Origin of the sequence: Streptomyces sp. 2A115 (assembly GCF_052245575.1) — a bacterium.
Lineage (GTDB): Bacteria > Actinomycetota > Actinomycetes > Streptomycetales > Streptomycetaceae > Streptomyces.
In genome coordinates this window covers 1-11,678 of sequence record NZ_JBQQCG010000152.1, presented here as the reverse complement: position 1 = coordinate 11,678, position 11,678 = coordinate 1, and the positions used below count along the sequence as shown (strand labels likewise).

The window sequence follows — 11,678 nt, the reverse complement described above, 5'->3', positions numbered from 1 at the left end:
CCGCCGTCGTGGACACTCCTTCGAGGGGCGTGCAGGCAGAAGCCGTCCGTGACAGCGTCTTGCCCGCTACACTCCCACCGCTCCACGTTTTCCCAGGTCAAGCCACGAAGTACTGCTGGAGTACTAGACGGTGCACCGGCCGCGGCCCAGCTCTCAGCCCTCGACGAACACCAGGGAATCCCTGTGGGTTCCGGGCCTTCGTTCTGACGGGCGCGAGCGGGGCACCGGCCGACACCGACAGCCTGATCCGACTGTCACCCCCGCTCGGCCGGCGCTGCATCGCCGTGGGCTCGACGTGCCAGGGCATGGCGGTCGAGCTTGCCGCTCAGTGTGAAGGGCAGTGCGGAGACAATCTCCACGCTCGTCGGCACCATGTGCGGCGGCAGCAGCCCACCCAGATGAACCCGCAGGTCCCGGACGCTCGGTGCGGCAGCGGTCACCGGCACCACAAAGGCAGCCAGGACCTGTTGCCCCATGCCGTCGCGGACCGGCGTGACGGCGGCACGGGCCACCGCCGGATGGAGGCGCAGCGCAACCTCGATCTCGGCTGGCTCCACTCGGTGACCGCGTATCTTGAGCTGCTGGTCGAGCCGCCCGAGGAATTCCACCGATCCGTCGTCGAGGCGACGCACGCGGTCGCCCGTCCGGTAGGCACGGGTGCCGTCGTCGAGGGATACGAAACGCTCCATGGTCTGCTCGGGCGCCCGCCAGTATCCCCGCGCCAGCCCGGCGCCCGAGATGAGCAGCTCCCCTGTCGCCCCGTCCGGGACGCGCTCAAGCCCGGCGTCGACCACCCGGATCTCCGTGGCGCGGATGGGGCGGCCTATGGGCACCGTCGCTCCTGGACGCCGCGCTGCCTCGGCCGGCCCCACCTCGTATGTCAGGGAACCAATCGTGGTCTCAGTTGGCCCGTAGTGGTTGATGATCCGGCATCGGCCCCGGGTCCGGACCCTATCGACAAGCTCCCAGGGCAGCGCCTCTCCTCCGAGGAGCAGCGCCTGGTGCGGCAGTACGTCGGCGTCCGGATAGCTCAGGAGCGCCGCCAGGTGCGAAGGTGTGATCTTCAGGTAGTCGATGGCCTGGGTGCGTGAGTAGCGCGCGAAGCTGACCGGATCAAGTACCACCTCGGTTGGTACGAGGTGGATGCAGCCGCTGGAGATCAGCGCGGGGAACACAGCAGTGTTCCCTAGATCGGTGGCCAGGCTCGTGACGCTGGCGAACGAACGGGGCTCGTCGGCACAGGACAGCAGGGACACCACATAGCCGGAGTAATTCGCCAGTCCACCGTGGGTCACCGCCACGCCCTTGGGGGCACCGGTCGACCCCGACGTGTACACAAGACAGGCCAGATCCGCAGGCTCGGGGGGCCGCAGGCTGACGGTTGGGACCTGCGGGAGATCGCCGAGCCGGATCGATGTCCCGGTGAATCCTGGCTGCGGTTGATCGGTGAGCAGGATACGGGCCCGTGAATCAGCCAACTGTGTCGTCAGCCTGCTCTGCGGTTGTTCCACGTCCAGGCAGACATACGGCGCACCGGAGCGCAGCACGCCCAACAAAGCGACCAACTGCTCGGTTCCGCGTGCGGCCAGCACAGCCACCGGCTCGTCCGTCGTCGCCCCCTGAGCGACGAGCACATGCGCGACGCGTGCTGTCGCGCGGTCCAGCTCCGCATAGGTCAGACGTCCACCGTCACCGACCAACGCAGGGCGGTCCGGCCGTCGGACTACCTGCTGCTGGAATAACTCCATCACCGTGTGTGCAACTGGCATGAAGGCCTCCGCGGCGTGGAACCGGGAAGTTCCACAGGTAATTGTCAGTGGATTAGTGATTACCAGTGTAGGCGGATATCCGGATCTTGTGACGTGAAATGCGGCGCACTGATGTGCCCCGGGTCCGGTGGCGTCGGGTTGCTGGAAACTTGACTCATCCAGCAGCGTCCAGAGGCCGCTATGCCCGTCGTTATCCGCTTGAGTTCCGGCGCCGTGTCCAAGAACTGGTCGCGTCTGGCCAAAAGGTCGCCGAGGTGGCTCAACTCCTGGGAATCAGCGATCAGACGATCTGCGCCCGGCGGCGCCAGGAACTGATGGATACCGGGCAACTCCCAGGTACCACGAGCGGCGAGGCGGCCGCGGCGGAGAAGCGTCGAGTTGGAGGCGGAGGTGGCCAGAAAAGGCGGTACCCAGGCGGCACCATCATCCACTCCGATCACGGGATGCAGTTGGGCTCCTGGGCGTTCGCCGAACGCACCCGCGCCTCCGGTCCGGTGGTGGCCTGTCAGCAGGGTCCCGGTCTGTCGCAGAGTCTCGGTGAAGTGCAGGGAGTGAGGTTTCCCGAGACACGAAGGAAGCTGACAGAGAGTCAGATTCATTCCCATGAGAGGAACTTGAGCATGGCCGCGCTTGGAGGAGATATCCGCCGGCGTTGCGCACGTGCGGTGCGGATGTATCGCACCGCCGAGCCGAAGTCGCAGATCATGCGGCAGTCCTCCTGTATAAGATAGTCAACACTATTTTCTTAGCGAAGGGCACCCCCCGGGGGGGGTTGACGCATGGCCAGTCGGGTGGTGAAGCAGGAGCGGGCTGAGCGGACACGCGCGGCCGTGGTACTGGCGGCTTCGGAAGTGTTCACGGAGCTGGGCTTCGCCGGCGCAAGCGTCGCGAAGATCGCAGACCGGGCCGGCGTGACGCTGGGAGCGGTGTACTTCCACTTCAAGTCCAAGGACGAGCTGGCCCGGGAGATCGTGTCCAGGCAGCCGGATTTCGTGGTGCCACCGCGAGCCTCGCAGGGCCTGCAGCGCGTGGTCGATGTGACGCTGACCTGGGCGTACCAGCTGCTGGATGACCCGATCCTGCAGGGGGGAGCGCGACTGGTGTGGGAGCAGGAGCGGTTCATGGAGCCGGAAGTGAACTCCCACAACCAGTGGGCCGAGTTGCTCTTGCCGGAGTTGCGCGCCGCACGAAGCCAGCGAGAGCTGAGGGCCGGCACCGACGTCACGGCGGTTGCCCGGCTGGTGGTCAATGCTTGTACCGGTGCCCAGATGCACTCGTACGTGGAGGCCCGGCACCGTGACTTGCCCCAACGTGTGGAGGAGATCTGGCGGTGCCTGCTGCCGGCGATCGCCGTGCCCAGCGCGGTCAAGAGGATTGAGCTCGGCGAGGCCCGTGGGCGAGTGACGGCATGAGGCCGTGGCCTGACGGCGGACCGCGGTTCGTCGTCACGGGTGCGACCGGCGCCGTCGGCAGGCACGTGGCGCGGCAGTTGGCGGAGCTGGGCTTGCAGCCGGGTAACGTCCGGGCGCTGATCCGCGATCTGGACAAGGCCCGGCGGATGCAGTTACCGGGGCAACTGGTGGACTGTGATTACGAGGACCGGAAGGGCTTGGAGCGTGCGCTGGCGGGTGCCGACGTCATCCTGGTCATCACGGCCAACCCGCTGCGCCCCCAGCACGACGAGAACATCTTGGCGGCCGCTCGCGCGGTAGGCGTGCGGCGGGCGGTGAAGCTCTCGTGGCTCGCCGTGACAGACCCGGATGCCGATGACCTGATCACCCGTTGGAACCGCGAGTGCGAGGGGCTGCTCCACACTTCGGGACTCGAGTGGACGGTGCTGCGCATGCGGTCGTTGATGTCCAACACCTTGTCTTGGGCCGCGTCCATCCGCGCCGAGTCGGTGGTGCGTGCGTTCGGCGGGGATGCGGCCACAGCAAGCGTGGATCCGCGTGATGTGGCGAGAGCCGCGATCCGGGGACTGATGGAGGAGAGCCGCGCCGGCCGGGCGTACGCGCTGACGGGGCCGCAGCCGATCACGGCTCGAGGTCAGACGAGTCAACTCGCCAGCGCCCTGGGACGACAGCTCCGGTTCGAGGAGTTGACAGCTGACCAGGCCCTGCGTCAGTGGCGGGGGCGGCTCCCGGAACCCGTCGCGCGAGCGCTGCTCGAAGCGGCGGAGCGGCGCGCCGCTGGAGCTGCCGCCGGAGTCGAGAGCGAGGTTCAGGCCATCGTGGGGAGTGCCCCCGCGCCGTTCTCCTCGTGGGCGGCCGACCACATCGGCTGCTTCAGCTGACCGCGTTACACGCTCAGGCACGGCAAGCGAACTGGTACAGGTGAGGAGAGCTGTCATGGGAGACCGCGTGGGGTTGCTGCAGGACAAAACCGTCCTGATCACGGGCTCATCCAGCGGGATCGGGGCCGCGGCCGCCCGGCTGTTCGCCAGTGAAGGGGCGGCAGTGGTGCTGATGGCCCGTCGCGAGGATGAGCTGTGCCGCCTCGCCGAGGAGATTCACGCCGAAGGCGGCCATGCTGCCGTGGCGGCGGGTGACGTGACCGCTTCGGCGGATGTCGCACGTGCGGTCACCACCGCGGTGCAGAGATTTGGACGCTTGGACGCGGCGTTCAACAACGCCGGGTGGGGGAGCATCGGCAGCCAGCTGCACGAGACGGACGACGCCGTCTTCGACCAGATCATGGACGTCAATGTACGGGGCGTGTGGAATTGCCTGAAGCAGCAGATCCCGATGATGCTGCGGCACGGCGCGGGCGGCGCGATCGTCAACACCTCCAGCACCGCCGGTGCGTTCGCCACCGGCGCGGTGTCCCCCTACGTGGCGGCCAAGCACGCCGTACTGGGCCTGACGCGAGCAGCAGCGGCCGAGTACGGGCAGCGCGGTATAAGGATCAACGCCCTAATGGTCGGCTCGACTCGCACCGAGTTGATGGAGAACGCCATGCTCGAGGTGCCGCAGCTGGAGCAGGCCGCGGTTGCCCGGGCCATCCAGCCCCGTCTTGCGGAACCGGTAGAGATAGCGCGTGCCGCTGCCTGGCTGCTCAGCGACCAAGCCTCCTTCGTCACCGGCGGAGCGGTGCCCGTGGACGGCGGCTGCAGCGCTGTCTGATGGAACCGGCGCCCAGGGCGATCAATGACATGGCTGGTCGCCGCAGTGGTTTTCGACATCGCCATCGCCACGCAGAGCGGCGGACCCGCCGCGGACGATCTCCCAGATCCGGGTCAGCTCCGCGACCGACTGGCCGTCGGTGAGGTTGTGCCGCCGCGCCCGCTGCCGGATGGTGACCTCAGCACCAGTGACCAGGTGCGTGGCCAAGGCGGCAACCGCCGCCCGGTCGGCGACAGAGCCCAATTGGCCTTCGTGAGCATGCCGCAACTGCTGATGGATCTCGGGCACCCAGGCCGAGAACCAATCCGGTGTCCCGGACTGCTCTCTAGCCAGTCGGGCGGCCGCGCGTACGGCTACGTCGGTCTCGAGCAGCTCGGTCAGTGCCAGCGTCAACGAGACCACTGTCTGGACCGACTCCTCACGGCGCGCCGTGACCGCTGCGACCGCTGTCATAGTGGCGGCACCGCCCTGCTCCCGGACCGCGACTGCGAGCTCCTCCTTGCTGGAGAAGTGGAAAGTCAGAGCCCCGACCGATACGCCGGCGGCCCGGGAGACCCGCGCCAGGGACGCCCCGCTGTAGCCGTTCCGGTCGAACTCGTTGGCCGCTGCGCTGACCAGGACCTGACGGGTGCGGGCTGCCCTTGGTTGCATCGTCGTGATCCTTCCCGCAGAGGGCGCACCGTCGCCGTGCCCAATTGGCGGCTGCGCGATTACCCTTGAAAAAAGAAACACTATTATTATTATAACGTGGGATCCTCCGGAAGCCACAGCATCACGGCGGCGTCCCGCCTGTCGTACGGGGGTGAGCAATGACCTTGAGCCCCGCCCTGGTTGGCGGAGGTGCCTGGCCGGAACCGCAGCACCGCGGGGACCGCACCGAGCCGGTCCAGCGGCGCCGAGAAGCCCATCCGCTCCTGGTCGTCGAAGGACATGCGCCCTCGCTCGACTTGGTGGATGCCGCCGCTGCAATCGCACACGAGGGACTGAACGAGACATCGCTTTGCTCGTAACAGCATGATCGCTGCCATGAGGAAGGTACGGGGGCATGGAGATAGAGGTTCGGCATGCGCGTGTCGTCGAGACGATAAACGCGACAGGAAGCCTGTCGAAAGCCGCGATGAAGATCGGCATACCGCAACCGAGCCTGTCGGCCCAGTTGCGCAGAATTGAGAAGGCCGTAGGTGGGAGCCTGTTCGTCCGATCCCGGAGCGGCGTGACACCCACACCGCTCGGGGAGCGCGTGATCCCCAAGCTTGCGGCGCTGGCGGAGCAGGCTGACGCGGTCATCGCCGAGGCGGCCATCGACACGTCCGGCATACTGCGGTTCGGGACCGCCGAGTGGACGCCGCCGACCCTGCGCGGTGCACTGCGCTCGATGCTTCCCAAAATCGACATGCGGACCGAGACCGTCCTTTCGGCGGACGCCGTCGACAGGGTGCAGCGAGGTGCGCTCGATGCGGCGATGGTGTCGAGCATGGGCTCGATCGCCCCGATCGAGCTCTCCGACCGCGAGGTGGCCAAGGCGACGATCGTTCGCGATCCGGTCTGGCTGGCACTGCCGATCCGTCACCCGCTCGCAGACCACAGCGTCCTGAGCGCCGCACAGTTGGAAGGACTGCGGTGGATCGGCTATGCCCAACAGCACTGGTTCTCCCCCGTCGAACGACATCTGCTCGACGGCCTGGGCCAGCGCGATCGCAGCGTCTCGCACTACGCAGGGGGGTATCACGAAGCCATGAGCTGGGTGCGGCATGTCGACGCGGCCGCCCTCACCCCGCTGACGGGCGCCACGTCCGACGTTCGCGTCGTTCCACTGGCCGACACCCATCACACGGAGCTGACACTGGTGTGGCACAAGGACGCGATGAGCAGCGGCGCCGCGCGTCAGCTGGTGGAGACCATTCGCCGTTACTACTACCAATATGCACGATCCTTTCCGAGCTATCGATCGTGGCTGGGAGACCTGCCCGAGGGACCGTCGGAGGTCCCTGACCCGTCGCGCTTCGTGACGGCGGAGAGCTCACGTTGTTCTTGAGTGGGGCACCGCGGCGGCAGGCCGGGGGATTACCTGCCGCCGCGGTGCTGTGCCGCGGACTCCGCCAACATCCGGGGTCTGCCGCACGGGTAGGGTCCGGCCGGACAGGGGGAGCCCGGGCCGGCCATGGTCATGGGGCTACGGCGGCCTCCACCGGTTTCGCCCGCAGCGCGACCGAAGTCGGGAACAGGATCGTCACGAACGTCAGCGCCACCGCGGTCCCGACAATCGTCAGGTAGATCCACGCGGGCCCGCTGGGCAGCACCGACCCGTCCAGGGCCAGCCCGAACGGGACCAGTGACCCGGCGGCGACCCCTGTGCCGAGCACGATCCCCACCAGCGCCGTCACCAACGCCTCGACCGACATCATCCACATCACCTGGCCGCGGGTCGAGCCGATCAACCGTTGCAGCGCGAACTCGCTGCGCCGCTCGGCGGTCGCCACGATCAGCGAGTTGATCAGCGCGATCACCGCATAGCCGACCACCACTGCGGCCAGCAGGAAGCTCGCCACCCGGCCGCTCTCATCGCTCTCCGCGTGCGCCACGGTCGCTTCCGCGCGGTCCACGACGACGACTCCAGGCACACCGCCCGCCGCCTTCGCCACCGCCGCCTTCAGGTCCGAGGACGACACTCCCGGCTTCGCCTTCACCAGAATCTGCTGCAGAACGCCGGTCGTCGTGCGGGGCAGCAGCTCCGTCGCGGGCACCATCGCGTAGTCGAACCCGCGCGGCGGGGTGAACGATCCGACGACCGTCATCGTGGTCGCCTCTCCGTTGCCCCAGCGCAGCCTCACCCGGTCCCCGACGGCTTTACCGCTGTCGTCCAGCACATCCGTGGGCAGCACGATGCTGTCGCCGGTCAGGCGCCCGTAGTCGCCCTGCACCGTCGGGTGTCCGATCGTCTGCCGCGCGCCGGACGCCGTGACCCCTTGCAGGTCGATCCGACTCGGCCTGACCCGACGAGCCGCCGTCGTGTCGTTGTCGCCCTTGCCCGGATCGAGGACAGTCTCCAGACGCGCCTCGCTGGACACCGAAGCGGACGCTCCGGCAACCTGCGGCAGGCGGGAGAGCGTGTCCACGAGCGACGGTGGGAGAGCCTCGCTCTGCGAACTGACCACAGCGTCCGCCTTCAGGCCGTCAGCGAACATCCGACTGTTGGCATCGTCCTGACTGGTCTGCAGGTAGATCAGTGCCGTGGCCAGCCCGGTCGCCAGCATGATCGGGATGACCGCCGAGGCCAGCCGGACCTTGCGCACTGAAGCGTTCAGCATCGCCAGCCGCCCCGACAGCCCGGTGAACCAACCGACCGGCCAACGCAGCAGAGCCGCCAGCCAGCGGCACAGGCCCGGGGACACCAGGGCGACCCCGACCGCCCACAACATCGCGGCGGGTCCGGCCGTGCTCGCCGCGATCGGCCCGGTCATCACCGAGGCCGTGACGATCGCGAGCGCGGTCGCACCGCCCAGGAACAGGAACGCCAGGATCATGCGGATCGGGCTGATCCAGCGGGTCTGCAGCGTCGCGTCGGCCATCGCCTCGGTCGGCCGGACCTTCGACACCCGGCGGGAGGCGATGAACGCGGCGGCCAGCGCCGCGAACAGCGTGGCGCCGAAGCCGGCGAGCTGCGGGATGAACCCCTGGATGAAGATCATCTCGCCCGGGATCAGGTCCTGCTCAACAAGGATGTCGTACATGAAGTGACCGAACGCGGCCCCTGGTACGAGCGACAGGCCGGCCGCGAGCAGCGCGATCACGAACGTTTCCGCCATCACCATCCGACGCAACTGCCCTGGCGTGACCCCGGTCGTGCGCAGCAGCGCCATCTCCCTGCGGCGCTGCTGCATCAGCATGCCCACGGTGCTGCCCACCACGAAGATCGCGACCATGGTGGACAGACCGCCGAACGCGCCCGCGACCGGAATCAGGTTCTGCTTGCCACTGATCGCGTCCGGGAACTCGGCAACCCCCCGGTCGTCGCCGTGGAGCACCTGGGCACCGCGATCCGCGACGGCGTCATCGATCGCGTTGGCGAGCTTCGCCGGGTCCGTGCCCGGGGCGGCGAGCACCCCGATGTCGTCGATCTTTCCGGGCCGGTCGTACAGGCGAGTAGCCTCGCCGTCGGAGAACAGCAGCACGGACTGGGTGGCGATCCGGCTCTCGGCGATGCCGCTGACCCGAAACTCGTGCGAGATGCCGCGCACCGACGCCTTCAGTCGCTCGCCCGGCCGCACGCCCAGCCTTTTCGCGGTGGTGCTGTCCACCACGACCTCGCCGGACGCGGTCGGCTTGGCGCCCGCAACCAGCTTGTACGGCGAGAGCGCCGCGCTGGACCAGCCGTGCCCGAACGCGTCGGCCGGCCGGTCGGCCAGCCCAGTGATCGGCACCGAGATGTCCGGCACGGCCGCGGCCACACCGGGCACCTTGGCCACGACGTCCACAAGGTTCTCGTCCAGCAGCACTCGCTCGGTCATCGGATCGGTCGCGGTACCGACCGCGTGGCCGGGGTAATCCTGGCTGCCGGTCACCACGACGGGCGCCGCGGCCAGCCGCTCGGCCTTGACGTTGGCGCGGATGCCGGTCTCCAGCAGACCACCGCAGCCCTGTACGACGACGGCGCCGACGAACAGCGCGATCAGCGACGCGAGGAAACCGCCTTTGCGGTACCGCAGGGTCTTGAGTGCAAGACGCAGCATCAGACCACCCGTTCCGGGCGCACGGACTGCTGCATCCGGGCCCACGCGCCGAGTTGGGTCATCTGCTTGGCCACCTCCTGGACGGAGGGCCGTTCGAGCTCGGCGCTCACCCGACCGTCCACAAGGAACACCACGCGATCGGCGTGCGATGCGGCCACCGGGTCATGCGTCACGATCACCGCGGTCTGCTCGCCGCTGTCCACCGACGCGCGCAGCAGTCCCAGGATTTCCAGCGCGGTCTCGGTATCCAGGGCGCCTGTCGGCTCGTCTCCGAACAGCAGGACCGGTTGGGTGACCAGGGCGCGGGCGATCGCCACGCGCTGCTGCTGACCGCCGGAGAGCTCGCCCGGGCGGTGCTTGCGGCGGGGCGTGAGACCGGTGCGCTCGATGACGTCGTCCACCAACCTGCGGTTGGGTCGTTTGCCCGCCAGTCGCAGCGGCAGCGTCACGTTGTCCACCACGTTCAGCGCGGGCAGCAGATTGAAACTCTGAAAGACGAACCCGATCCGGTTCCTGCGCAGTTTGGTCAACGAGCGCTCGTTCATGGTCGTCAGGTCCTGGCCCTCCAGGAGGACGCTGCCGGACGTCGGCCGATCCAGGAGGGCGGCACAGTGCAGGAAGGTGCTCTTGCCGGAGCCGGAGGGGCCCATCACAGCCGTGAATGTGTGGCGCTGGAAGCCGAGCGACACCCCTGCCAACGCCTCCACGCTGTTGCGCGACCGCCCATACACCTTTCGGACGTCCTGTAAGCGCAGCAGCTCGTCCCTGATCGGCCGCTCTTGCTTCGAACGCATGAAGATCTCCTAGATCTCGGGGAATTCCATCAGTTCGGGCCGACGGCAGGAGACGTCGAAGCGCGATGGAGCTGAAAAATGCTGGTGCTGAAGAACACTTGGGCTCCCGTTCCGAACCGCGGTTCGAATGCGCCGATGTACTCGGCGGTGAATCCGTCGAGAGCAAGGCCCCCGACGCAGCAGAACTTCGTCCGCACGTCGCTCCCAAAATCTGAGATCTGACGGATACACAGGTCCTAGCCCAAAATCTCGTTGCGGATCATGACACTAGCGGAACTCTGCCGCCTCGGAACATGGGGCTAGCCCTACCTTCAATCCGGTGGACAACCCGCCATTACCTCGTCAGCCGCGCGTCAGCCGTTTGTCATTGAACGCCTCCTCCCATATGCATTCAAGACATCGGTGTCCTGAATGCATAGGTGGGGTGGGGCCATGCGGTAACGGGGTGTCAGGTGCGGGCCGGAGCCGGCATCCGCTGCCTGTGCCCGCTGATGAACCCGGCGACTCCGCCGCGTCCCGTGAGGACCTGCTGATCCTGGTCGGACTGCCGCGTCAGCGAAACGACGCGTTTGAACGGCAGAACGAGGCGCTGATCGAGCAGCAGGAGGCGGAGACTGCGCGGGTCACGGACCCGGGTGGCGGAGCTGGAGCGCCGGCTGGGGTACAACTCCGGCAACTCCATCTGCCCCCAACCCACCGACACCCTCGGCCGCCCCAAGCCGGAGGCGAAGTCGCGGCCCGAGCGCTCGCACGGCAGGCCCGCACAGGGTGCGCTGCGGGTGCGGACAGGCCACCGAGGCGCCGTCCCCGGAGGACGTGCCGGCCTGCCCGGCCTCCTACGGGGACGAATCCGCGGGCAGCGCCGTGTAATTGGTGGCCCGTCAGCACCTGCCTGCCGAGCGCACCGCGGAGCTGTTCGCGGAGATCACCGGCGCAAAGGTTTCGACCGGCAGGGCAGCCTCGCTGCCGCCCGAGAGCCGAGATGACCGCCCCGTCGCTTCAGCGGGTGCGGGCCCTGCTGGTGCTGAGGCATGTGCTGCATGCCGGTGAGACCACCACCCGCACCGGGGCCTCGCGGCGCCGGCCGCACGTGGCCTGTACCGAGGCGCTGACGCTGCTGGGGGGCGGCCCGGCGTTCGGCGTCGGCGCCGACAGCCTCGGTATCCTGCCGGCTTTCACGGCATCGCGATCCACCACAGCCTGCGCCTGGACCACCGCTACGCCTCCTGCGCGCACGAGTTGTGCGGGGGCGCGCATGATCGG

At 68.1% G+C, this 11,678-nt stretch carries 11 protein-coding genes; 5 read left to right on the top strand and 6 right to left on the bottom strand.

Going from position 1 to position 11,678, the window contains the following annotated elements:
- Positions 1 to 254 precede the first annotated feature (254 nt).
- Positions 255 to 1,769 (bottom strand): amino acid adenylation domain-containing protein, encoded by a 1,515-nt coding sequence (locus ACTWQR_RS54195; protein WP_443234751.1) that lies wholly within the window; start codon positions 1,767 to 1,769, stop codon positions 255 to 257.
- 779 nt (positions 1,770 to 2,548) lie between these two features.
- Here ACTWQR_RS54195 and ACTWQR_RS54190 point away from each other — a divergent pair.
- The 3 genes from ACTWQR_RS54190 to ACTWQR_RS54180 are packed head-to-tail and all read left to right on the top strand — an operon-like array spanning position 2,549 to position 4,891.
- The gene (locus ACTWQR_RS54190; protein ID WP_443234750.1) at positions 2,549 to 3,181 is read left to right on the top strand and encodes a ScbR family autoregulator-binding transcription factor; all 633 of its coding nucleotides are present in this window, start codon (positions 2,549 to 2,551) and stop codon (positions 3,179 to 3,181) included.
- Positions 3,178 to 4,062, top strand: coding sequence for an NAD(P)H-binding protein (locus ACTWQR_RS54185; RefSeq protein ID WP_443234749.1), 885 nt, complete (start codon positions 3,178 to 3,180; stop codon positions 4,060 to 4,062). Before ACTWQR_RS54190 ends, ACTWQR_RS54185 begins: the two co-directional genes overlap by 4 nt.
- Before the next feature lie 55 nt (positions 4,063 to 4,117).
- Positions 4,118 to 4,891: an SDR family NAD(P)-dependent oxidoreductase gene (locus ACTWQR_RS54180; RefSeq protein ID WP_443234748.1), complete on the top strand. Its 774-nt coding sequence runs from the start codon at positions 4,118 to 4,120 to the stop codon at positions 4,889 to 4,891.
- Positions 4,892 to 4,912: 21 nt separating this feature from the next.
- On the opposite strand, the gene ACTWQR_RS54175 is transcribed toward ACTWQR_RS54180, so the two are convergent.
- Complete coding sequence (locus ACTWQR_RS54175; protein ID WP_443234747.1) at positions 4,913 to 5,542, bottom strand: TetR family transcriptional regulator; 630 nt, start codon at positions 5,540 to 5,542, stop codon at positions 4,913 to 4,915.
- Positions 5,543 to 5,631: 89 nt separating this feature from the next.
- Positions 5,632 to 5,823: a hypothetical protein gene (locus tag ACTWQR_RS54170; RefSeq protein ID WP_443234746.1), complete on the bottom strand. Its 192-nt coding sequence runs from the start codon at positions 5,821 to 5,823 to the stop codon at positions 5,632 to 5,634.
- Positions 5,824 to 5,936: 113 nt separating this feature from the next.
- Here ACTWQR_RS54170 and ACTWQR_RS54165 point away from each other — a divergent pair, with 113 nt between their 5' ends.
- Positions 5,937 to 6,926: a LysR family transcriptional regulator gene (locus ACTWQR_RS54165; protein WP_443234745.1), complete on the top strand. Its 990-nt coding sequence runs from the start codon at positions 5,937 to 5,939 to the stop codon at positions 6,924 to 6,926.
- Between the two features lie 130 nt (positions 6,927 to 7,056).
- Here the strand turns inward: ACTWQR_RS54165 and ACTWQR_RS54160 are convergent, their stop codons facing one another.
- From ACTWQR_RS54160 to ACTWQR_RS54150, 3 genes are all read right to left on the bottom strand, one after another.
- A complete protein-coding gene (locus ACTWQR_RS54160) occupies positions 7,057 to 9,621 on the bottom strand; it encodes an FtsX-like permease family protein (protein WP_443234744.1) in 2,565 nt (854 codons plus the stop codon).
- A complete protein-coding gene (locus ACTWQR_RS54155; protein WP_443234743.1) occupies positions 9,621 to 10,415 on the bottom strand; it encodes an ABC transporter ATP-binding protein in 795 nt (264 codons plus the stop codon). Before ACTWQR_RS54155 ends, ACTWQR_RS54160 begins: the two co-directional genes overlap by 1 nt.
- 448 nt (positions 10,416 to 10,863) lie before the next feature.
- Positions 10,864 to 11,082 (bottom strand): hypothetical protein, encoded by a 219-nt coding sequence (locus ACTWQR_RS54150; protein ID WP_443234742.1) that lies wholly within the window; start codon positions 11,080 to 11,082, stop codon positions 10,864 to 10,866.
- Between the two features lie 315 nt (positions 11,083 to 11,397).
- Between ACTWQR_RS54150 and ACTWQR_RS54145 the strand changes: the two genes are divergently transcribed.
- Positions 11,398 to 11,678 (top strand): hypothetical protein (locus ACTWQR_RS54145; RefSeq protein WP_443234741.1); only part of this gene is annotated, 281 nt, incomplete at its 3' end.